The 20,780-nt window shown below is 74.0% G+C and carries 17 protein-coding genes; 12 read left to right on the top strand and 5 right to left on the bottom strand.

Annotated elements, in window-relative coordinates; translation table 11 throughout:
- The first annotated feature begins 17 nt into the window (after positions 1–17).
- Genes BLV05_RS21580 through BLV05_RS21570 form a run of 3 tightly spaced genes read left to right on the top strand, consistent with a single transcriptional unit; the run spans position 18 to position 2,715 of the window.
- Positions 18–1,283 (top strand): DegT/DnrJ/EryC1/StrS family aminotransferase, encoded by a 1,266-nt coding sequence (locus BLV05_RS21580; RefSeq protein ID WP_082155468.1) that lies wholly within the window; start codon positions 18–20, stop codon positions 1,281–1,283.
- Positions 1,280–1,996 carry an amidohydrolase family protein gene (locus tag BLV05_RS21575; RefSeq protein WP_046770393.1) on the top strand — a complete coding sequence of 239 codons (717 nt, stop codon included), beginning with the start codon at positions 1,280–1,282 and terminating at the stop codon, positions 1,994–1,996. Before BLV05_RS21580 ends, BLV05_RS21575 begins: the two co-directional genes overlap by 4 nt.
- On the top strand, positions 1,993–2,715 hold the full coding sequence (locus BLV05_RS21570; RefSeq protein ID WP_046770392.1) for an amidohydrolase family protein: 723 nt from the start codon (positions 1,993–1,995) through the stop codon (positions 2,713–2,715). Before BLV05_RS21575 ends, BLV05_RS21570 begins: the two co-directional genes overlap by 4 nt.
- Before the next feature lie 76 nt (positions 2,716–2,791).
- Here the strand turns inward: BLV05_RS21570 and thyX are convergent, their stop codons facing one another.
- From thyX to BLV05_RS21555, 3 genes are read right to left on the bottom strand one after another with little or no spacing between them, the layout of a single operon-like run.
- Positions 2,792–3,577, bottom strand: a complete 786-nt coding sequence (gene thyX / locus BLV05_RS21565; RefSeq protein ID WP_046770391.1) for an FAD-dependent thymidylate synthase — start codon at positions 3,575–3,577, stop codon at positions 2,792–2,794.
- 4 nt (positions 3,578–3,581) lie between these two features.
- The gene (locus tag BLV05_RS36640; RefSeq protein WP_046770390.1) at positions 3,582–4,334 is read right to left on the bottom strand and encodes an NAD-dependent epimerase/dehydratase family protein; all 753 of its coding nucleotides are present in this window, start codon (positions 4,332–4,334) and stop codon (positions 3,582–3,584) included.
- Positions 4,335–4,366: 32 nt separating this feature from the next.
- Complete coding sequence (locus BLV05_RS21555; protein ID WP_052762734.1) at positions 4,367–6,760, bottom strand: ligand-binding sensor domain-containing protein; 2,394 nt, start codon at positions 6,758–6,760, stop codon at positions 4,367–4,369.
- A 165-nt stretch (positions 6,761–6,925) separates the two neighbouring features.
- Between BLV05_RS21555 and BLV05_RS21550 the strand changes: the two genes are divergently transcribed.
- From BLV05_RS21550 to BLV05_RS21535, 4 genes are read left to right on the top strand one after another with little or no spacing between them, the layout of a single operon-like run.
- Positions 6,926–9,283 carry an SMP-30/gluconolactonase/LRE family protein gene (locus BLV05_RS21550; RefSeq protein WP_046770389.1) on the top strand — a complete coding sequence of 786 codons (2,358 nt, stop codon included), beginning with the start codon at positions 6,926–6,928 and terminating at the stop codon, positions 9,281–9,283.
- Positions 9,280–11,973 (top strand): SMP-30/gluconolactonase/LRE family protein, encoded by a 2,694-nt coding sequence (locus BLV05_RS21545; protein ID WP_152690884.1) that lies wholly within the window; start codon positions 9,280–9,282, stop codon positions 11,971–11,973. Before BLV05_RS21550 ends, BLV05_RS21545 begins: the two co-directional genes overlap by 4 nt.
- Before the next feature lie 34 nt (positions 11,974–12,007).
- Positions 12,008–12,958 (top strand): dihydrodipicolinate synthase family protein, encoded by a 951-nt coding sequence (locus tag BLV05_RS21540; RefSeq protein ID WP_052762732.1) that lies wholly within the window; start codon positions 12,008–12,010, stop codon positions 12,956–12,958.
- 37 nt (positions 12,959–12,995) lie between these two features.
- On the top strand, positions 12,996–14,345 hold the full coding sequence (locus BLV05_RS21535) for a replication-associated recombination protein A (RefSeq protein ID WP_046770388.1): 1,350 nt from the start codon (positions 12,996–12,998) through the stop codon (positions 14,343–14,345).
- Between the two features lie 8 nt (positions 14,346–14,353).
- Here the strand turns inward: BLV05_RS21535 and BLV05_RS21530 are convergent, their stop codons facing one another.
- Positions 14,354–15,205, bottom strand: a complete 852-nt coding sequence (locus BLV05_RS21530; protein WP_052762731.1) for a Gfo/Idh/MocA family oxidoreductase — start codon at positions 15,203–15,205, stop codon at positions 14,354–14,356.
- A gap of 71 nt (positions 15,206–15,276) precedes the next feature.
- Between BLV05_RS21530 and BLV05_RS21525 the strand changes: the two genes are divergently transcribed.
- From BLV05_RS21525 to BLV05_RS21515, 3 genes are read left to right on the top strand one after another with little or no spacing between them, the layout of a single operon-like run.
- A complete protein-coding gene (locus tag BLV05_RS21525; protein WP_052762730.1) occupies positions 15,277–16,920 on the top strand; it encodes a serine hydrolase domain-containing protein in 1,644 nt (547 codons plus the stop codon).
- A 2-nt stretch (positions 16,921–16,922) separates the two neighbouring features.
- On the top strand, positions 16,923–17,594 hold the full coding sequence (locus tag BLV05_RS21520) for a response regulator transcription factor (protein WP_046770387.1): 672 nt from the start codon (positions 16,923–16,925) through the stop codon (positions 17,592–17,594).
- Complete coding sequence (locus tag BLV05_RS21515; protein WP_046770386.1) at positions 17,591–18,562, top strand: sensor histidine kinase; 972 nt, start codon at positions 17,591–17,593, stop codon at positions 18,560–18,562. Before BLV05_RS21520 ends, BLV05_RS21515 begins: the two co-directional genes overlap by 4 nt.
- Positions 18,563–18,661: 99 nt before the next feature.
- Here the strand turns inward: BLV05_RS21515 and BLV05_RS21510 are convergent, their stop codons facing one another.
- The gene (locus BLV05_RS21510; RefSeq protein ID WP_046770385.1) at positions 18,662–19,636 is read right to left on the bottom strand and encodes a helix-turn-helix transcriptional regulator; all 975 of its coding nucleotides are present in this window, start codon (positions 19,634–19,636) and stop codon (positions 18,662–18,664) included.
- Positions 19,637–19,731: 95 nt separating this feature from the next.
- Between BLV05_RS21510 and BLV05_RS36635 the strand changes: the two genes are divergently transcribed.
- Both BLV05_RS36635 and BLV05_RS36630 read left to right on the top strand, forming a co-directional pair.
- Positions 19,732–20,172, top strand: a complete 441-nt coding sequence (locus BLV05_RS36635; RefSeq protein WP_046770384.1) for a VOC family protein — start codon at positions 19,732–19,734, stop codon at positions 20,170–20,172.
- The gene (locus BLV05_RS36630; protein WP_197683245.1) at positions 20,169–20,723 is read left to right on the top strand and encodes a YdeI/OmpD-associated family protein; all 555 of its coding nucleotides are present in this window, start codon (positions 20,169–20,171) and stop codon (positions 20,721–20,723) included. Before BLV05_RS36635 ends, BLV05_RS36630 begins: the two co-directional genes overlap by 4 nt.
- Positions 20,724–20,780: the final 57 nt, after the last annotated feature.

The following is a 20,780-nucleotide window of genomic DNA, read 5'->3' as shown; positions in this document are numbered from 1 at the left end:
CGGGCTAGGCCGATACGATGAGTGTCACTCGACAGGAAGCAGGCGAGGCAGTGCGGACGCTGGCCATCGACGGTGGAACGCCGGTGCGGGCCGGGCGGCCGTTGCCGTCGCCCATGGAGCCGAGCGGGCGGACCATCGGCCCCGAGGAGGAGGCCGCGGTCCTGCGGGTCCTGCGCAGCGGCATGCTGTCCAGCGTGTGGGGCACCGAGGTGAACGCCCTGACCGAGGAGTTCGCGGCGCTCATCGGCACCCGCTACGCGGTGGCCTGCAGCAGCGGCACCGCGGCCATCCACCTGGCGGTCGCCGCCGTCGACCCGGAGCCGGGCGACGAGATCATCGTCCCGCCGATCTCCGACATGGGCTCGGTCACGCCGATCATCGCGCAGAACGCCGTTCCCGTCTTCGCCGACGTCGACCCGGTCACCGGCAACCTCGACCCTGACGCCGTCGCCGCGCTGATCGGCCCGCGCACCCGCGCCGTCGTCGCCGTCCACCTGTTCGGCAAGCCGGCGCCGGTCGCGCGGCTGCGCGAGCTCACCGACCGCGCCGGCATCATGCTGATCGAGGACTGCGCCCAGGCCTACCTCGCGCCGACCCGCCACGGCGGGCCGCTCGTGGGCACCGTCGGGCAGCTGGGCTGCTTCAGCCTGCAGCAGTACAAGCACATCACCACCGGCGACGGCGGCCTGGTCACCACCGACGACCCCGAGCTGGCGCTGCGGCTGCGCCGGTTCGCCGACAAGGGCTGGCCGCGCGAGACCGGCGAGCGCGCCTACCTGTCCTACGCGCTGAACTACCGGATGACCGAGCTGGTCGGCGCCGTCGCCCGCGAGCAGCTGCGCAAGCTGCCCGGCGTCGTCTCGCGGCGGCGGGCGAGCGCGGCGGAGTTCGCCGCCCGCGTGGCCGGGCTGCCGGGGCTGGTGCTGCCGCCCGACGACGGCGACCACGTCTACTGGTACCTCCCGCTGCTGGTCGACGGCCTGGACCACGGCGGGCTGGTGCGGTACGCGGAGGCGCTGACGGCCGAGGGCGTCCTTTCTCTGTCGGGCTACCTGGCGCGGCCGCTCTACGCCGAGCCGGTGCTGCGCAAGCCGCTCACGTACGGCGCGTCCGGCTATCCGCTGGCCGGGCGCGACTACCCGGACGGGCTCTGCCCGGTCGCCGAGGACCTCGTCTACCGGCGGCTCGTGGTGGTGCCGTGGAACGAGAACTTCACCGACGCCGACGTCGACGACATCGTCGCCGCGGTCACGAAGGTGCACACCGCGCTGGTGGCGTCGTGATCCTCGACGCCGACCTGCTGGCCGGCCGCGACGTCGAGACCGGCGTGCGGCTGCCCGGCCCGGAGCTGGCGGCGGCGCTGGAGCCGCTGGGCATCGGCGGCGGGCTGGTGACGTCGCTGCGGGCGCTGCTGTTCGACGCGCCGAGCGGCAACGACGAGGCCCGTGCGGTGGCCGCGGAGCAGGGCTGGCACGCGGCCGCCGGGGTCGACCTGCGCGACCCACTGACCGCGCTGGCGGAGGTCTCGCGGGTGGCGTCGCTCGGGGTGCGGGCGGTGCGGCTGGCGCCGGACCGGCAGGGCGTCCCAGTGTCGGCGCCCGGGCTGCTGGCGGTGGCGCGGGCCGCGGTCGGGGCGGGTCTGGTGCTGCTGGTCGAGGGCGACGTTCGAGTGTTCGGGCCCGCGCTGGCCGGCCTGGGCGCGTCGGCCGTCTTCGTCGACGCGCACTTCTACCACCTAGGCGACTTCGTGCTGCTGGCCCGCGACGAGCCCGGCTTCCACGCGTCGACCCGGCTGCTCGGCGACGTCGACGGCTGGGAGCGGCTGGCCGCCGAGGCCGGTGTGGAGCGGCTGGTGTTCGGCAGCCGGCCCGGCTGGTTCGAGGCGGCCGCCGTCGTGGACCGGCTGACGGTCTCGGGGCTGTCGTCGTCGGAGCGGGAGCTGGTGACCGGCGGGAACCTGCGCCGGTTGCTGGGGGATCCGGGGGTGACGGCGTGATCGTCGACGTGCACGGCCACTGGGGCCCGTGGTTCTTCCACACCGACGTCGCCGACCCGGCGGCGAACCTGCGCGTGATGGACGAGTGCGGCATCGACGTGCAGCTGGTGTCGTCGGTCGAGGCGGTGGTCTACGACCCGCTGACCGGCAACCCGGCGCTGGTGCCCGTCCTGGAGGCGCACCCGCGGCTGCGCGGCCTGCTGGTCGTCGACCCGCGCGAGCTGGACCTGGCGGCGGCGCAGCTGGAGTCGCTGCTGCCGACCGGTCTGTTCGTGGGCGCGAAGATCCACACCCACTATGCGGGCTCGCCCGGCGGCTCACCGGCGATGGCCGACGCTCTGCGGCTGCTGGCCGCGCACGACCTGCCCGTCCTGGCGCACACGTGGGGCGAGGAGCTCGTCGGCCTGGCCGACGTCGTCGCCTCGGTCGACGGCGCCCGCGTCGTCGCCGCTCACCTCGGCGGGCCGTCCTGGCGGCTGGCGCCGTCGGCGGCGGAGCGGACCGACCGGCTCTGGTTCGAGCCCTGCTGGTCGACGCCCGCGCCGGGCCGGATCCGCTGGGTGCTCGACCGCATCGGGCCGGAGCGGCTGATGTTCGGCAGCGACGCGACGCTCATCCACCCGGCGGTCACGCTGGGCGCCGTCCGGGCGGCGCGGCTCAGTGCCGCGGAGGAGGAGCTGGTGATGTGGCGCAACGCCGCCGAGGTATTCCGCCTCTGACGGTGAGCTGGCCCTCGCCGTCAAGGTCGAGTCACTACCGCCAGAGCAGCAGCAACTCGACCTTCACGCGAGCCGCTCAGACCTTGCGCCAGCCGGGGGTCCAGACGCCGTCCTCGACGGTGTAGTCGCCGAACAGGGCGGGCGCCTCCTCGACCATCAGCGCGCCGACCTTGCCGAGGATCAGCCGGATCTCCTCCTCGGCACCCGGCGCGGTGCGGTTCTCGATGACGTGGCGCAGCGTGCGGACGTTCGCCGTCCACACCATGCCGGTGCCCAGGCCCTCGGGGGCGAAGCGGCGCATGAAGGACGTCTTGTGCTTCTTCTCGCCGAACTTCACGCCCTCCTCGTCCAGCCCGAAGTGGCCGGCCATCCAGTGCTGGAACTCCTCCAGCTGGCCGAGCAGCGCAGTGGCGCGCTCCATCAGCTCGGGGTCCTCGCGGGCCCAGTCGGGGAACCAGAACGGGATGTCGTCGAGGCGGACGAAGCGCAGCGACTCCTGCGACACGGCGACGCCGGCGCGGTGGCGGACCAGCTCGTGGGTGGCCACCCGGCTGACGTTGTGCAGCACGAAGGAGAAGTTGACGTGCTCGAGGACGGAGCCGTGCGCGCTGGCCAGGATGTTGCGCAGGTACTCGGCCTGGTCGGTGCGGATGCGGCTGACGTTGGGGTTCAGCCCGGGCTCCCACGACCGGTAGCAGATGCGGCCGGCGAACTCGGCGAGGTTCTGCGCGTCGTCGAGGTCGCCGCGGTCGACCCGCTCCAGCCAGCTCTCACCGCCGACCTCTTTGAGATAGGCCGCGACCTCCTCGTAGTCGAAGTCGGGCCGGGCGATGAGGTGGACTTCAGGCTCTACGGTGCGCACGTCCTCAGTGTGCCAGCACTCGGCCCGGCACCCACCCCAAGGCGGCTTGCGTGTCGTCGGGACGGACGGAGACGCCGGCCACGTCGGCGGTCACGGTGAACGGCCGGTACGGCCCGGTCCACGCGAGCGCCCGGTCGATCGCCGCGGCGAGGTCGGCGGCGGCCAGCGGCGGGATCTGAGTGCTGGTGCCGTCGCGCATCCGCATCTCCCGCGGCGCGAACCCCTCGGGCGAGCGCCAGAGCGGCCAGTCGGCGTCCGGCGTCGGGAAGATCAGCCGCAGCGAGCAGGCCGGCAGCCCCAGCGTCGGCGACAGCGCCGCCACCACCTGCTCGCCGAGCCGTTTGGTCAGCCCGTACGGCTCGACGGAGTCAGGCGCGGCCGCGGGGTCGATCAGCCGGGTCGAGTAGTCGCCGAACACCGACATGGTGCTGATGTGAACGAACGACCGTGCTCCGGCCGACGCCGCCGCCGACAGCGCGAGGTGCAGCGACGCCACGTTCACCTCGAACGCCAGCCGGTTCGCGGCCGCGTCGTAGCCCTTGGCACGGGGGATCGCGGCGGCCATGTGCACCACGCCGTCGACCCCCTCGACCGCGGCCGCGACGTCGTCGGGGGAGCGGGCGTCGCCGGTCACCGACTCGACGCCGCCCACGTCGAGCGGGCGCTGGTCCAGCACCCGGACGGTGTGCCGCTGCGCCAGGTGCGGGACCACGTTGCTGCCGACCATGCCGGCGCCGCCGATGACCAGGACGTGCATGCCGCAGCTCCTCCGACGACTCGAATCAGGCGCTAAAGCGTCGCACACTGCCCGGAGCGGGCACCACGGATCCGGTTCGGGACGCCGTCGTCGGTGGGCGCCTCGGCGTTGCCCGCGCAGGCCAGCGACCCGAGAATCGTCGACCCGGAGATCACCGCGGCCGGCGCCGGGCCGTTGTTCACCGCCACCGCGCCCCGCACGGTCGCGCCGGAGATCACGACCGGTGACGCACCGTCCGCTGTCACCGAGCCGTACACCGCGCCGCCGTCGATGCGCAGGCCGGCGCCGCCGGTGACGGTCACCGACCCGAGCACGGTGGCGTCGTCGAGGCAGAGCGTGCCGGACGACGCCGTCAGCGCGCCGCGGTGTGTGCCGGTGAGCGTCGTCGTGCAGGTGGGCGTGAACCGGAGCAGCTCGTTGCCCGACGAGAGGTACACGTCGCCGGAGCTGTGTGCGGCCAGGTGCGTCGTCGTCCCGGTCCGCAGCTGCTCGGTGACCAGCGTCGACGGGTCGACCCGGACCAGCCGGTTGCCGGCCGGCGAGGCGTAGAGCAGGCCGTCGACGGGGTTGAGGACGAGGTCGCCGGAGCTGCTGCCGCTCGAGCCGAAGCTCAGCCGCTCGACCACCTCGGCGGCCTCGACGTCGATGGCGAACAGGCTGGTCCCGGCCAGGCCCCATAGCCGCCCGGTGTCGTCGAACGTCAGCGCCCCGATCGTCGGCTTGCCCTGCGCCGGGTTCAGCTCCCACAGCAGCCGCCGCTCGGCCACCGACCACGCGAAGACGGTCGCCTCGGGCTGCGTCGGCGGCGTGGCGCTCTGCCCGCCGTAGATGCTGGTGGCGCCGTAGACGACGCCGTCGCGGAAGGCGAGCGCGATGATGCTCTCGTCGTCGATCAGGTCGCGTTCGGCGTGCACCAGCTCGCCGCCGGCCGCGTCGTACAGCGCGAACACCCCGCCCAGCTCGCCGAGATCGGGCATGGTGCCAACGGCCAGGTGGTCGCCGGCCGAGGCCAGCGCGCGCGGCCGGATCTGCCGGTCGGCCTTGAAGTCGAACAGCCGTGCCGGGTTCTCGGCGGCGCCGGGCTCGGGCGACGGCGAGTACTCCGGGCTGTGCCACGGCAGCGCGGGGTCGTACGAGTACACCCGGGCGTCCGGGTAGGCGCCGATGTACAGCTTGCCGTCGTGCGACGTCATCGCCTCGCTCTGCGAGAACGTGTGGAACTCCTCGCGGACGCCTGTGGCGTGGTCGACCGCCGCGAAGCCGCCGTTGAGGAACCCGCCGGCGTAGACGCGCCGATCCGGGCCCTCGCTGAGCGCGGTGATGTCGATCGGCTCGCCCTCGATGGTGGTGGGGACGAACGACTGCGCGCCGGTGGTCGGGTTGTAGCGGAACATCATCCCGCGCCAGAGCAGCCCGACGAGGCTGCGGCCGGGGTAGTCGGGCAGCCCCAGCTCGGCCCAGCCGATGCCGCGGGTGTTCGCGACGCGGCCGGTGAACGGCATGCCGGTGCTCACCGTGCTGCCGTCGCGCGGGTCGTAGCGGACCAGCTCGCCGGCCACGATCAGGTAGACGCGGCCCTCGTCGTCCGGCGGCGACGGCTCCAGCCCGTGCGCGGTCTCGATGCTGTCGACCCACTGACCGGCGGCGATGTCCCAGACGTAGAGCGGGCTCGGCGACGCGGTCCCGTAGCGGACGTAGAGGTAGTCGCCGACGACGTCGACGTCGTAGGCCCACGCGGTCGAGACGTCCAGGCCGTCGGGCACCGGCAGCGCGGTGCTGGCGCCCGTCGCGCGGTCGACGGCGAAGACGGCGGCCGGGTTCTCGGTGCCGGCGAAGATCGTGTCGCCGTGCACGGCGACGCTGCGCGCGTAGGCGTGCGTGGGGGAGAGCCGGCCGTAGTCGCGGAACTCCCCGGTCACGGGGTCGTAGCCGAACAGCTTGCCGGTCGGCGACGTGCCGCCGTACACCTGGCCGTCGTCGGCGACCGTGACGTCCCAGACGAACGTCTCGCCGGCGATGGGGTTTCCGAGCGCCTCGACGCCGCCCGCCGCGGTCCACCGGTACAGGCCGGCCGCGCCGTAGGTGCCGACGTACACCGAGCCGTCCGCTCCGGCGTCGACCGCCCACGACCCGCCCGCGCCGGTCAGGTCGTACCGGCCCACCGCCTCGCCGGTCGCGGGGTCGACGGCGTTGAGGTGCGCGGGCGCGCCGGACGACGCGCTCCACAGCACCGGCGTGCCCTCCGGGCCGGCGCCGAGGGTGCCGCCGATCAGCAGCACGTCCTGCAGCGGCGTGCCGAGCGAGGTGATCTCGCCGGGCGCGGGCGCGTCGACGGGCTCGGCCTCGGCCGACGACGCCGCGGGCGCCACCGCCGCAGTGGTGAGGGCCAGCACGAGGACGGCCGAACCGGACAGGAAGGCTCTCATCGGGGGACCTCCGAGACGGCGGGACGGGGATCTGACCCCGGAGGCTATCGGCCGTTCGGATATCGGGCAAGGCCGAAATTGGTCCGGGTCTTGCCCTGGCGAGCGCAGCGCTGCCAAGATGACCGCCTAACGGGCCAGGCCGAAATCAACGTCCGAGGAGGATCCTTGAAGAGGCTGCAGCTGGTGGCGGTCGCCGCCGCGCTCGTCCTGACGTCGACGGTGCCGATGGCGGACGCCGCCGCACCCCCGGCTCCGGTCGTCGGGGCCGAGGAGTCCCTCGGGTATCCGATCGAGGGGCGGGTGCTGTCGCAGGAACAGTCCCAGGGGGTCGACGCCGAGGGGCGGCCGCAGGCGTACTGGGTGACCGCGGGCAACGAGGAGACCCCGGGCATGTTCCAGGTGACCGACCTGCGCAGCGGCGACGTCGTGTTCGCCGAGCGGCTGCCGGCCGGCATCAACAGCTGGGCCAGCACGTTCAGCGCCGCGGACGGCACCGTCTACTTCGGCATGACGGAGGGGCAGCTCTACTCGTGGACGCCGGGCGACGACGCGGTGACGGCGCTGGGCGTGCCGTTCCCCGGCGAGGGGATCTGGCGGCTGGACGCGGCACCCGACGGTGTCGTCTTCGGCGGCACCTACCCGGGCGGCGAGCTGTTCTCGTACGACCCGGCCACCGGCGAGTTCGCCAACCACGGCCAGGCGGTGCCGGGGGAGACCTACGCCCGCACGCTCGAGGCGGACGAGGACGGCGTCTGGGTCGGCACCCAGCCGCGGGCGCGGCTGACCCAGTTCGACCGCGCGACCGGTGAGTTCGCCCAGGTCGCGCTGCCGGCGCAGTACGCGACCCATGAGGTCGTCTACGACATGACGCTGGCCCGCGAGTACCTGCTGCTGCGCGTTCAGCCGTCGAACGACCTGCTGGTCTACGACACCGGCAGCGGCGAGTTCGTGAACATCGTCCCGGGCATCTCCGGCCGCGCCATGTCCGCGCCGGACCCGGCCGGCAAGTACGTCTACTTCCGCATCGCCTCCGTGGGCGTGGTCGCCTACGACCTGGACACCCACACGTACGCGCCGGTCGGCTGGGGGCCCAACGCGTTCCCGGGCAGCTGGGCGTGGGTCGACCTCGACGATCCGGAGTTCCCGGGCCTGTCGCTGGCGATGACGTATTACTACGGGCGCATCTACGTCTGGAACCCGGAGACAAGGGCCACCCGATACCTCGGCGAGACTGACCTGCAGGGTGCGCCGAACACCATCACCGAGCTGGGCACCGGCCCGGACGGCGCCGTCTACGTGGGCGCGTTCCTGTCGCCGCCGGGGATGGCCCGGTTCGACCCCGCCACCGGCACGACGAGCCTGCTGGCCGGCGCCGGTCAGGTCGAGGGGTTCGGCACGTACGGCGACCACCTGGTGTTCGGCCGCTACCCGAACGCCGGGCTGCTGGACTTCGACACGACCCGGCCGTGGAGTATGGGCACCAACCCCGGCCCGGCCGCCGTCATCGCCGACGAGCAGGACCGCCCGCAGGCGTTCGCGCAGGTCGGCGACCTGATGGCGGTGGGCAGCGTGCCGAAGTCGGGCCGGCTCGGCGGCGCACTGACGCTGTGGAACCCGGCCACCGGAGCGGTCGTGACGCACCGGAACGTGGTGCCGGACCAGAGCGTGGTGTCGCTGGCCGAGCGCGACGGGCTGCTGTACGGCGGCACGTCGGTCAACGGCGGCTACGGCATCGACCCGGTGGCCACCGAGGCGGAGCTGTTCGTGGCCGACCCCGCCTCCGGCGACGTCCTGCACAGTGTCGTGCCGGTCGCCGGCGGCCGCGCGGTCAACGGCCTGACCTTCGACGACGACGGCACGCTGTGGGGCGTCTCGGACGGGACGCTGTTCACCTACGACCCGGACGCACGCGCCGTCACCCGCGCCGAGCAACTGTTCCCGCACAGCACCGGCATGTACGGCCAGGACCGCGACCTGCACTTCCGCGACGACGGCTACCTCTACGTCACCAGCTCCGGCAGCCTGTGGCGGGTCGACCCGGAGGCCTGGACGGTCACCGAGCTGGCGTCGTCCGGCGTGAGTTCGCTGGCCGTGGACGAGGCGGGCAACCTCTACTACGCCCGCGGCGCCGCGCTGTACCGGTGGAACTTCGCGCTGCGGCCGCAACCGGTCTGCGACGTGACGGTGACCGGCCCGCACGCCGGCCCCGTCACCGTCCGGTCCGGGACCACCTGCCTCGACGGCGCCGCGGTCAGCGGGCCGGTGCAGGTCAGCCCGGGTGCGGTGCTGGTGGCGGAGGACTCGACGGTGCGCGGCCCGGTCAGTGCGGTCGGCGCCGGCGGCGTCATCCTCGACGGCGTGACGGTGACCGGCCCGGTGTCGGTGGTCGGCAGCGTCGGCGGCGTGTGGATCGTCGACACGACCGTGATCGGGCCACTCGCCTGCTCGGGCAACGATCCCGCACCGGTGCTGGAGAACGTCGACGTCACCGGCCCGGTGGCCGGCCAGTGCAGGGAGGCATGATGCGACGCTTGATCGCCTGGCTGACGGTGGTGCTGGTCGCGGCGGCCACGCTCTCGACCAGCGCGAGCGCGGCCGACTATCCGTCGTTCAAGGACCTCGGCGCGATGCCGCTGGACGCCGTCACCGCACCCGGCTCCGGCGTCGGCACCGGGCCGAACGGCGAGCCGTGGCTGTACCTGGTGTCGTCCGGCAGCCCGGCGGTGCTCAGCGTCGTCGACGCCCGCGACGGCAGCCGGGTGCACCAGTTCCCGCTGCCCGGGGCGTCCGGGTCGTGGGCGGTCGAGGTCGCCCCGAACGGTGACGTCTACGTCGGCACCTACGGCGAGGGCCGGGTGTACCGGTACCGGCCCGGCGCGGCCGCGGTCGAGAACCTCGGCGTGGCGGTGCCGGGCGAGACGTTCGTCTGGTCGATCACGACCGACGAGAACGGCGTCGTCTACGGCGGCACCGGGCAGTCGCGGGCGAACGTGTTCCGGTACGACCCGGCCACCGGCGTGACGACGAACCTCGGCTCGCTCGCGCCCGACGCCGATCCGCTGATCGTGCGCGGCATCGCCGCGGCCGGCGGCAAGGTCTACGCCGGCACGCACGCCGCCACGACCGTCGTCGAGATCGACCCGACCACGGGGGAGCGGCGCGACCTCGGGCTGCCGCCGGGCGCCGACCCGGCGGCCGGGGTGTACGACCTCGACGTCCGCGGCCGGCTGCTGTTCGCCCGGTTCAGCCTGTCCGGCTCGCCCGAACCGCTGCACGTCTACGACCTCGACGCGGGCGCCTGGGTGCAGGAGATCCCGGACGTCCATGGGCTGAACCTGTCGCCGGTCGCGGCGGACGGTCGCACCGTCTACTTCGTCCGCGACCAGACCCTGCACACGTACGACCTGGTGGACCGGACCTACGCGGCGACCGCCCTGACCGGGGTGAGCGACGTGCGGGGCTTCGGCTTCGTCGACCTCGGCGACCCGGACTGGCCCGGCGACACTCTCGTCGGGCTGAGCCACATCGGCGGCTACTTCGTCTACTCGCCGCAGACCGGGCGCTCGGAGCTGCGCACCGCGGACGCCGTCGCGGCGCCGGGCCCGGTCCGCTCGATCGCCGAAGGGCCGGACGGCCTGCTCTACGTCGGTACCTTCCTGGCCGGCGGGCTGGCCAGCTACGACCCGGAGACCGGCGCGAAGACCCAGTTCGCCGGCGAGGTCAGCCAGGCCGAGGGGATGGTCACCCACGACGGCGCCCTGTACGTCGGCACCTACCCGTGGGGCGACATCCTCCGCTACGACCCGGACCAGCCGGCCGAGCCGGGCGTCAACCCGAGGTCGGTGCTCAGGCTGTACGAGGACCACGGCCAGTCGCGGCCGTTCGCGCTGGCGTCGGCGGGCGACTACCTCGCCATCGGCACCGTCGCCAAGAACGGCTCGCCCGGCGGCGGACTGACGCTGCTGAACACGCGGACCGGCAAGTCCTGGTTCACCGACGTCGTGCCCGGCCACAGCGTCGTCGCGCTCACCTACCGCGACGGCATCCTGTACGGCGCCACGTCCGTCTACGGCGGCGTCGGCGGACCGCGGCCCACCGAGACCGACGCGGTGGTCTTCGCCTACGACATCGAGCAGCGGCGCAAGCTGTGGGAGGTCGTGCCCGTCCCCGGCGAGGGCGCCATCGGCGAGCTCGCCTTCGACGAGAACGGCAAGCTCTGGAGCCAGACGCCGGTGACGGTGTTCCGCATGGACGTCGAGACGCGGGAGGTCGAGGCGACGCGCACCTACGAGCCGTACCCGTGGGACACCATCGCGTACGCGCACGTCGGCTCGCGGGTCTGGTTCGACCCGTACGTCGACCAGCTCTACGTCGTCTCGCAGGCGAAGATGTTCACGATCGACCCGGTGACGCTGGACCGCGCCCGGGTGTTCCAGCCGTCCTCGTACGGCTTCCTGCACAACAACGGCAACGTGTTCATCGCCCGCGACCTGAAGTACTGGGAGTACACCCCGAGCGCCCGGCCCGCGGCGACCGCCGCCACCGCGACGGAATCCGTCCCCGCCGGGCGGCCGCAGACGGTCACCTTCTCCGGCCTCGGCCCGGGCGAGGAGGTCGAGCTGTGGCTGCGGCCGGACGCGCGGTCGCTCGGCACGGTGCGGGCCGACGCCACCGGCACGGCGCGGCTCACCTTCACCGTCCCGCTGGACCGCGCCGGCGAGCTGACCGTCGAGGCCCGCCGGCTCTCCACCCGGGGCGTGCTGAGCACGTCGTTCCAGGCCGCGGCGCCGCTGTGCGACGTCACGGTCGACGGTCCGCACGCCGTGCCGCTGCGCGCCGCGTCAGGCACCACCTGCCTGACCGGCGCGACGGTCTCGGGGCCGGTCGACGTGAGCCCGGGCGCGATGCTGACGGTCACCGACTCGACGGTGTCCGGCCCGGTGCGGTCCACCCGCGCCGGCGGCGTGGTGCTGTCCGGCGCGACGGTGTCCGGTCCGGTGACGCTGACCGGCAGCGCGGGCGCGGTGTCGATCACGGGGTCGGTGGTGAGCGGCTCGGTCTCGCTGGCCGGCAACACCGGCGGCGTCCGGTTCGCCGGGAACCGGGTCACCGGCGGGCTGTCCTGCTCGGGCAACGACCCGGCGCCGGTCCAGGACGAGCCGAACGACGTCACCGGACCCGTCCGCGGGCAGTGTTCCATTGGACGGCCGTGACCGGCGGCGGCTGGGGAATGGGTAGTCTGCATCGGTGGGCAACACGCGAGGTCCGGCGGAGCTGACGGGACGGCTGCGGTGGTCGCTGGTGGCCGCCGCGGCCACGCCCATGCGGGCCGACGGCAGCACCGACCCCGACGTCTGTGAGGCGTACTTCGGCCAACTGGTCCGGGGTGGCGCCGGCGGGCTGGCCGTCGCCGCGCACACCGGGCGCGGCGACCGGCTGTCCATTGCCACCAAGGCCGAGCTGGTCGGCCGCGCCGCCGCGCTGGACGTCCCCGTCCTCGCCGGCGTGGGCGGCAGCGCCGAAGGTCCCGAGCACGACCTCGAGTGGGCGGCCAGGGCGGGCGCGGCCGGCGCCGACGCGCTGCTGGTGTTCCCGCCCGCCGAGGCCGACCCGGACGCCGTCGTCGCACACCATCAGGCGGTCGCACAGGCGTCCGGGCTGCCGCTGGTCGCGTTCGACCTCTATACCCGGCCGTACCCGATCGAGACGCTGGGCCGGGTGCTCGACCTCCCCGACGTGTGCGCGTTCAAGCCGGCCAGGCTGCACGACGCCATCGCCTGCCAGGAGACCATCGCGGCCGCCCGGTCGCGCGGCCTGCTGGTGCTGACCGGCGAGGACCGCATGCTCGGCGCGTCGCTCATGTGGGGCGCCGAGGGCGCGCTGATCGGGCTGGCGGCGGCCGCGGTGCAGATCACCGTCGCGGCGGTCGAGACGTTCGCGGCGGCGGTGCACACGTCGAACCGCGACGCCGCCGCCCGGTTCCTGGAGGTGTCCGCGATCGTCGACGAGGTGGCCCGGGTGACGTTCCGGCCGCCGTACGAGGGCTACGTCCAGCGCATGCTGTGGCTGGCCGCAGACGAGGGCACCGTGCCGGCCGAGTTCGCCGTCGACCCGTACCGGCCCGGCGACCTCGACGACGCCGAGCGCGACGAAGTGGTCCGGGTGGTGCGGCAGTGCCGCGACCAGGTGCGCCGCTGACACGGGGTGTCAGCGTCAGCGCGTAAGGTCAACCCGCATGGAGCAGGATGGATTGTTCGGCGGCGCCCTGCCGTCGGTGCCCGCGGGCTCGTTGTCCGGCGCCGACGACGGCGTCGCCGGCAAGCCGCTGGCGGTGCGCATGCGCCCGCGCACGCTCGACGAGATCGTCGGGCAGCAGCACCTGCTCGGGCCGGGCACGCCGCTGCGCCGGCTGGTCGAGGACGACCAGCCGATGGCGCTGGTGCTGTGGGGACCGCCCGGCACCGGCAAGACCACGCTCGCCTACGTCGTCAGCCGGGCCACGCAGCGCCGGTTCGTCGAGCTGTCCGCCGTCACAGCCGGGGTGAAGGACGTCCGCGCCATCATCGACACCGCCCGTAAGGAGCTGGTGCGCACCGGCGCCGGCACCGTCCTGTTCGTCGACGAGGTGCACCGGTTCTCCAAGACTCAGCAGGACGCCCTGCTGCCCGGCGTGGAGAACCGGTGGGTGTCGCTGGTCGCGGCCACCACTGAGAACCCGTACTTCGCGCTGATCAGCCCGCTGCTGTCGCGGTCGCTGCTGCTCACGCTCGAGCCGCTCGACGACGACGCCATCCGCGAGGTCATGCGCCGGGCGCTGGCCGAGGAGCGCGGGCTGGGCGGCGCCGTCACCATCGACGACGACGCGCACGACCACCTGCTCCGGCTGGCCGGCGGCGACGCCCGCCGCGCCCTGACCTACCTCGAGGCGGCGGCCGGGGGAGCGGCCGACGGTGTCATCACCCTGGAGGTGGCCGAGAAGGCGGTCGACCGCGCCGCCGTCCGCTACGACCGCGACGGCGACCAGCACTACGACGTCACCAGCGCCATGATCAAGTCGATCCGCGGCAGCGACGTCGACGCCGGCCTGCACTACCTCGCCCGCATGGCCGAGGCCGGCGAGGACCCGAAGTTCCTGGCCCGCCGGCTGGTCATCCTGGCCAGCGAGGACATCGGCATGGCCGACCCCACGGCGCTGCAGACGGCCGTCGCGGGCGCCCAGGCGGTGCAGCTGATCGGCTGGCCGGAGGCGCAGATCACGCTGGCCCAGGTGGTCATCGCGCTGGCGCTGGCGCCGAAGTCGAACAGCGTGGTGAAGGCCATCGGCGCCGCCGTCGGTGACGTGCGGGCCGGGCTGGCCGGCGCGGTCCCGCCACACCTGCGCGACTCGCACTACGCCGGGTCGAAGAAGCTCGGCCACGGCACGTCCTACTCGTATGCCCACGACGACCCGCGCGGCGTCGTCGAGCAGCAGTACGCGCCCGACACCGTCGTGGAGAAGCAGTACTACGAGCCGGGCACGCGGGGCGCGGAGCGCGACTACGCCGAGCGCTACGCGAGACTGCGCAAGATCATTCGCGGCGAGTAGGCCCTGGTTCAGGAGAGGCGCGCCGTGATCGCGTCGAGCAGCGCGACCGGCGCCACCATCGCGGCCGCCTCGGCGTCCGACGGCGGCTCGCCCTTCGCGGCGACGGCCATGAACCGGTCCAGCACCGGCGCCAGGTAGTCGCGCGGCAGCGCCAGCTCGCGCGCGTCGACCCCGCCGGACCGCACGACGGTGGCGTGGAACGGGCCTTGCGCGGCGGTGAAGGTCAGCGTGGCGTGGGTGTCGCCGAGCGTCGTGAGCGCGGTGACGACGCCGTCGCCGGACCGCACGTCGACCGGGCCGAAGCCGTCCGCGTCGCCGGTCAGCTGCAGGGCCGCCTCGGCCAGGTGGACGCCGTAGAAGTACAGCCCGCCGGAGGGACCGGCGGGGTCGGCCGGCCCGGTGACGTGGACGGCCTTGGGGCGGTCGCCGGCCAGTTCGGCGATCGCGGGGACGAACCGCAGCGCCGACCCCTCGTAGAGCGGGACGCCGTGTTTCTTGGCCGCGTGGACGACGGCGGCCGCGTCGGCCGCGGATCCGGCCAGCGGCTTGTCGACGAACACCGGCAGCCCGGCCTCGATCAGCGGGACCGCCTCGGCCCGGTGCGCCCGGCCGTCGCGCGTGCAGATGAGGACCGCGTCGACGAGGCCGACGAGGTCCGCGGGCGCGCCGACCAGGCGGGGAACGTCCTCGGCGTTGCCGGCGCCGTTGTCGACGGCGGCCGCGGCGAGGGCGCGGTTGCGCTCGGTGTCGCCGCCGGCGAGCGCCACGACCCGGGCGTCGCCGTGCCGGTGCTCGACGTTGAGCAGACGGACGAACTGGTCGACGTGGCTGCTCTCCGTCCCGGCCACCCCGATGCGCATCACGGTGAGCCACCCTACGCGTCTGGGCTCGTTCACACGGCGTTCGCGCCCGGGTTCCTAACGTCGCTCTCATGACCAGATTCCTGCTGGGCGCCGCCGTGGCCGTCGTGGTGCTGCTCGCCGCGTGCACGTCCGACACCGACACCCCTGAGCGCGTCGCCGGCGATGGGTGCGACGCCGCGCTGAGCGCGTGGGCCGACGCCGGCTTCAGCGTCGCCGTCGCCGTCACCGCGGCCGGTGAGCCGGTGTGCGAGGCGGGCTACGGGCTCGCCGACCGCGACACCGACCGCCCGAACACCGCGGACACCGTCTTCGCGATCGGCTCGGTCACGAAGGCGTTCACCGCGGCGGCCGTCTTCGACCTCGCCGACCAGGGTCTGCTGTCCCTCGACGACCCGGTCGGCGAACTGCTGCCGGAGCTGACCGGGCCGGTCCGCGACGCCACGCTGCGGCAGCTGCTGGTGCACACGAGTGGGCTGAACGGCCAGGCCGGCGCCGACCACGAGCCGCTGAGCCGCGACGACGCGCTGACGGCCATCGGCGCCATGGAACCGGCGTTCGCGCCGGGCACCGACTACGTGTACACCAACGCCGGCTACACGCTGCTGGCGCTGGTGGTCGAGGAGGTGGCCGGCGGCTACCGCGAGCACGCGACGACGCGCATCCTCGACGGGCTGCCGTCGGCGGGCTTCTGGGACGGCGCACCGGCGGCGACGGGCGACCGCGCCGTCGGCTATCTCGACGACGGCGGCACCGGCCAGGCCGGCGACTTCGCCGGGCCGCACTGGGCGCTCGACGGCAACGGCGGCCTCGCCATGACCATGCCCGACCTCGCCGCCTGGACGCACGCGCTGTTCACCGGCGGCGTCGTGTCGGCCGAGTCGGCGGAGGCGATCGCCACGCCGCAGGTCGACCTCGGCGACGGCGCGGCCGAGACGCCCGGCTGGGTCTCGTCCGACGCATCCGCGTTCGGCGTCCCGTTCCTCGCCGCGGCCGGCGGGGGCGGCGACGTCGGCCACGACGCCGTGGTGGTGTGGGTCCCGGAGGGCGAACGCGTCATCGCGGTCGCGTCCAACGGGCCCGACGTCTCGGCCGAGGAGCTGCTGGCCGCGGCCGGCCCGGCGCTGGTGGCCGGCGACCCGGTCCCGGCGCCGGACGTTCCGGGCGGCACCGTCGATCCCGGCGCCGCCGCGGCTATCGTCGGCGACTACCGGCTGGACACGGGAGGTGCGTACCAGGTGACCCACGACGACGACGGGCTGCGCGTCGCCGCGCGCGGCGCCGACGCCGTCCAGGCGCTGTTCCCGCCCGATGACCCAGAGGCCGTCCGCGCCCACGAGCGGCTGGTCGCGGAACTGCTCGCGGGCGAGACCGATGCCGGCAGGGACGAGCTGGCCGCGCTGGACGAGGAGTTCGGGCCCGTCCGTGGGGCCGAGCCGGCCGGCACCGCCGTCATCGAGGGCGAGCTGCGCACGTACGTCACTCTCGACACCGGCGAAGGGCCGCTGCTCGCCTGGTACGCGCTGAACGACGACGGCGGCGTCGAGGGGGTGGAGGTCGGCACCGACCCGCCGGCGTTGACCCTGGTGCCCGACGGCGACGGGTTCCGACCCGCCGACCCGGCCGGGACCGGGCCCGACGTGACCGTGGCGTTCGCCGGCGACGCCGTGACGCTGACCAGCCCTGACGGCGCCGTCACGGCCCGGCGGGACTGACCATGCACATCCTGCTGGTCGAGGACGAGGCCGACCTGGCCGAGGTGGTCGCGCTGGGCCTGCGCAACGAGTCGTACGCGGTCGACCTCGCCGGCACCCGGGCCGAGGCCGAGGAGCTGCTGGTCACCACCGCCTACGACGTCGCCTGCCTCGACCTCGGGCTGCCCGACGGCGACGGGCTGGAGCTGCTGCGCCGGCTCGGCTCCGACCCCGACTTGCGGCGGCCGCGGCGCACCCTGGTGCTGACCGCCCGCGACGCCGTCAACGACCGCGTGGCCGGCCTCGACGCCGGCGCCGACGACTACCTCGTCAAGCCGTTCCACTTCGCCGAGCTGGTGGCGCGGGTCCGGGCGCTGGGCCGCCGCGGCGACGAGACCGGCTCGACGCTGCAGGTCGGCGACCTCGGCCTCGACCTCGCCGCGCACCGGGCCTGGCGCGGCGTCGAGGACCTGCGGCTCACCGCGCGCGAGTTCTCGCTGCTGCGCTACTTCATGCACCACCCCGGCGAGGTGCTGTCGGCCGAGCAGCTGCTCGAACACGTGTGGGACGTCAACGCCGACCCGTTCACCACGTCGGTGCGGGTGATCCTCAGCCGGCTGCGCCGCAAGCTCCGCGACCCGCCGCTGATCGACACCGTCACCGGCGCCGGCTACGTGCTGCGGGTGGCGCCGTGAGCCGGGCGTGGCGGTCGCTGCGCGTACGGCTGGCGGTGCTCGGGTTCCTGGCCATCTATCTGCCGGTGCTGCTGCTGTACGGCGTCACCGCCTACACCGAGTACGACGCGACGACCGAGGTGATCAACGGTGTCGAGATCACCACCTACTCGAACGTCACGTGGTCGCCCTGGGTCACCGGGACGGTGCTGGCGCTCGCCCCAGGGTCGGCGTACCTGGCGTGGTGGTGGTCCGGGCGCGCCGTGCGGCGGTACGAGGCGATGTACGAGCGGCTGCGGCACGCCGCCGACGCCCAGCGGCGGCTGATCGAGGAGACCAGCCACGAGCTGCGCATCCCGCTGTCGGTGCTGGCGACCAACGCCGAGGTGCTGCTGGCCCATCCGGCGCCGACGCTCGAGGTCTACCGCGACGGACTGGAGCGCTCCGGCCGGGCCGCGACCCGGCTGCGGGCGGTCATCGACGAGCTGCTGGTCGACGCCCGCGGCCGCGCCCGCACCATCGACCGCCAGCCGGCCGACGTCGCCGCCCTTGTCCGCGCCGTCGTCGACGACGCCCGAGTGGTAGCCGCGCCCGGCGGCGTGACCGTGACCGTGACGGCTCCGCCCCGGGTCGTGGCCGCGGTCGACGAGGCCACGGTGCGCCGCGCGGCCGCCAACCTGCTCGACAACGCCGTCCGCCACGCCCCGCCCGGCTCCGTCGTCGACGTCATGCTGGAGCGGCACGAGTCGGACCGGCGCGGTGACGTGCTGGCCATCGTGGTCACCGACCACGGGCCGGGCATCCCGTCGGCCGAGCTGGCGCACGTCTTCGAGCCGTTCTGGCACGGCGACGGGAGGGACGGGCCCGGCACCGGTCTCGGCCTGCCGATCGCCCGGCAGATCGCGCTCGCCCACGGCGGCGACATCACCCTCACCTCGCCCGGCCCCGCCGGCGACGGCTGCGTCGCCGAACTGACCCTGCGCGGCTGACGTCCTGTCCGACGACGCCAGTTCGTTACTGTGCCTGACCCGAGTTGATCATGGAGAAGGTGGGGTCCCAGCGCGGTTTTGAGCCGACCTTCTCCATGATCAACTCGGGTCAGGGGGTCGTCGTGTGGCGGCGGCGAGGTAGCGCTCGGCCAGCGAGCGGAGGTGGTCGCGCAGCTCCGGCGGGTCGAGCACCTCGAACCCGACGCCGAGGCTGCCGAGGTAGCCGGCGAGGTCGTGCCAGGAGTCGCCGCCGGTCTGGAGCAGGCAGCTGCCGTCCTCCAGTTCGGTGACCAGGCCGCCCATGGCGGTGATCTTGTCGCGGACGACGTCGATCGGCGCGTCCAGCCGGACCCGGGCCTGCTCGCGGTAGGCCAGCGACCCGACTCCGCGAAGGACATGCGCGACGGCGTCGCCGCCGGGCGGCTCGCGCGGGGCGAACCGCGGGCCGGTGGGGATCTTCGGCCGGATGCGGTCGGCCCGGAAGGTGCGCCAGTCGTCGCGGTCGAGGTCCCAGGCCAGCAGGTACCAGCGCCGCCCGGTGTAGACGAGCTGGTACGGCTCGGTCCGGCGCACCGTGGCCGCGCCGTCGTGGCCCGCGTAGTCGAACCGCAGCTGCTCGCGCCCGTGCACGGCCGCCGCGACCGCCGTCAGCACATCGGCGTCGACCCGGGCCCCCACGCCGGCAGCGGACGCCGTCGCGGATCGAAGGGCGTCGATGCGGTGGCGCAGCCGCGACGGCAGCGTCCGCTCCAGCTTGGCCAGCGCCCGCAGGGACGTCTCCTCGATGCCGGTGACGGAGCCCGCGGCGGCCGCGCGAAGCCCCAGCACGACCGCGACCGCCTCGTCGTCGTCCAGGATCAGCGGGGGCAGCGACGACCCGGCGCCCAGGCGGTAGCCGCCGGCCGGGCCGGTGGTGGAGTCGACCTCGTAGCCCATGATCCGCAGCCGCTCGATGTCGTTGCGCACCGTCCGCGTGGTCACCTCGAGGCGCGCCGCCAGCTCCGCACCCGACCACTCGCGCCTGACCTGCAGCAACGACAGCAGCCGCAGCAGCCGTACCGACGTCTCCAACATGGAGAGAACTCTGCCATCGATTGAGGAACCGCACGTTCCACAACCGCCGATAGCGTCGTTCTCATCAGCAAGCGAACAGGACGAAGGAGAGATCGATGAGCGTCGAACTGCGCGGCTTCTGCACCCTGAACTTCTACGCCGACGACATGGCCGCCGCCCGCGCCTGGTACACCGAGGTGCTCGGCCAGGAGCCGTACTTCGAGGCGACCGACCCGGCGTCCGGGGCCGTCGGCTACTACGAGTGGCGCGTCGGCGACCACCAGGACGAGTTCGGCGTCATCAACCGGGCGTGGCGGTCGCCGGCCGACCCGACCACGCCGGAAGCGCCCGGCGGAGCGGTGATGAACTGGCACGTCGACGACCTCGACGGCACGCTGGAAAGGCTGGTCGAGCTGGGCGCCACCGTCCACCAGCCGCGGGTCGACCGCACCGCCGGGTTCGCCAACGCCACCGTCGCCGACCCGTTCGGCAACCTCCTCGGCCTCATGTACAACCCGCACTGGAAGGCCATGGCCGACGGGACGGAGGAGGCGTGAGCGAGGTGCTCACGTTCGTGGACGCGGCCGGCTGGGACGCCTGGCTGGCCGCGCACCACGACAGCAGCGACGGCGTCGTCCTGCGGATCGCGCGGAAGGGCGCGCCGGGCCTGACGATCGGCGCGGCGCTGGAGGTGGCGCTGTGCCACGGCTGGATCGACAGCGTCCGGCGGCGCGGCGACGACCAGTACTTCCTGCAGCGCTACTCGCCGCGCCGCGACGGCAGCCCGTGGTCGGCGGTGAACGTCGCGCTGGTCGAGGAGCTGACGGCGGCCGGCCGGATGGGTCCCGGGGGACTGGCCCAGGTCGCCGCCGCCAAGGCCGACGGCCGGTGGGACGCCGCCTACGCCTCCCAGGCGACGGCGACGGTCCCGCCGGACCTCGCGGCGGCCCTCGACGCCGACCCGGAAGCGCGGACCGCGTTCGACGCGCTGACGAAGACCGGCCGGTACGCGATCCTGCTGGCGCTGATGAAGGCCCGCACCCCGGCGGCCCGCGAGAAGGCGCTGGGAAAGGCGTTGGCCGGGCTGCGGTCCGGTCGCCTACCCTGAATGACATGGGTGGTCTCAGGGCAGCAGCCGTCTCCTGGTCGTGACCGCGCCGGGTGA

It is taken from the genome of Jiangella alkaliphila (assembly GCF_900105925.1).
In the GTDB taxonomy this organism is placed as follows: Bacteria; Actinomycetota; Actinomycetes; order Jiangellales; family Jiangellaceae; genus Jiangella; species Jiangella alkaliphila.
This window is presented reverse-complemented; position numbering and strand designations above follow the sequence as displayed.

What these genes read in the sequence shown, in the direction of transcription:
- BLV05_RS21545 (WP_152690884.1), top strand. Translation starts at nt 9,280, where the DNA reads ATGATGCGACGCTTGATCGCCTGGCTGACGGTGGTGCTGGTCGCGGCG.
- BLV05_RS21535 (WP_046770388.1), top strand. Translation starts at nt 12,996, where the DNA reads ATGGAGCAGGATGGATTGTTCGGCGGCGCCCTGCCGTCGGTGCCCGCG.
- BLV05_RS21580 (WP_082155468.1), top strand. Translation starts at nt 18, where the DNA reads ATGAGTGTCACTCGACAGGAAGCAGGCGAGGCAGTGCGGACGCTGGCC.
- BLV05_RS21525 (WP_052762730.1), top strand. Translation starts at nt 15,277, where the DNA reads ATGACCAGATTCCTGCTGGGCGCCGCCGTGGCCGTCGTGGTGCTGCTC.
- BLV05_RS21555 (WP_052762734.1), bottom strand. Translation starts at nt 6,760, where the DNA reads ATGAGAGCCTTCCTGTCCGGTTCGGCCGTCCTCGTGCTGGCCCTCACC.
- BLV05_RS21520 (WP_046770387.1), top strand. Translation starts at nt 16,923, where the DNA reads ATGCACATCCTGCTGGTCGAGGACGAGGCCGACCTGGCCGAGGTGGTC.
- BLV05_RS36635 (WP_046770384.1), top strand. Translation starts at nt 19,732, where the DNA reads ATGAGCGTCGAACTGCGCGGCTTCTGCACCCTGAACTTCTACGCCGAC.
- BLV05_RS21530 (WP_052762731.1), bottom strand. Translation starts at nt 15,205, where the DNA reads ATGCGCATCGGGGTGGCCGGGACGGAGAGCAGCCACGTCGACCAGTTC.
- BLV05_RS36640 (WP_046770390.1), bottom strand. Translation starts at nt 4,334, where the DNA reads ATGCACGTCCTGGTCATCGGCGGCGCCGGCATGGTCGGCAGCAACGTG.
- BLV05_RS21510 (WP_046770385.1), bottom strand. Translation starts at nt 19,636, where the DNA reads ATGTTGGAGACGTCGGTACGGCTGCTGCGGCTGCTGTCGTTGCTGCAG.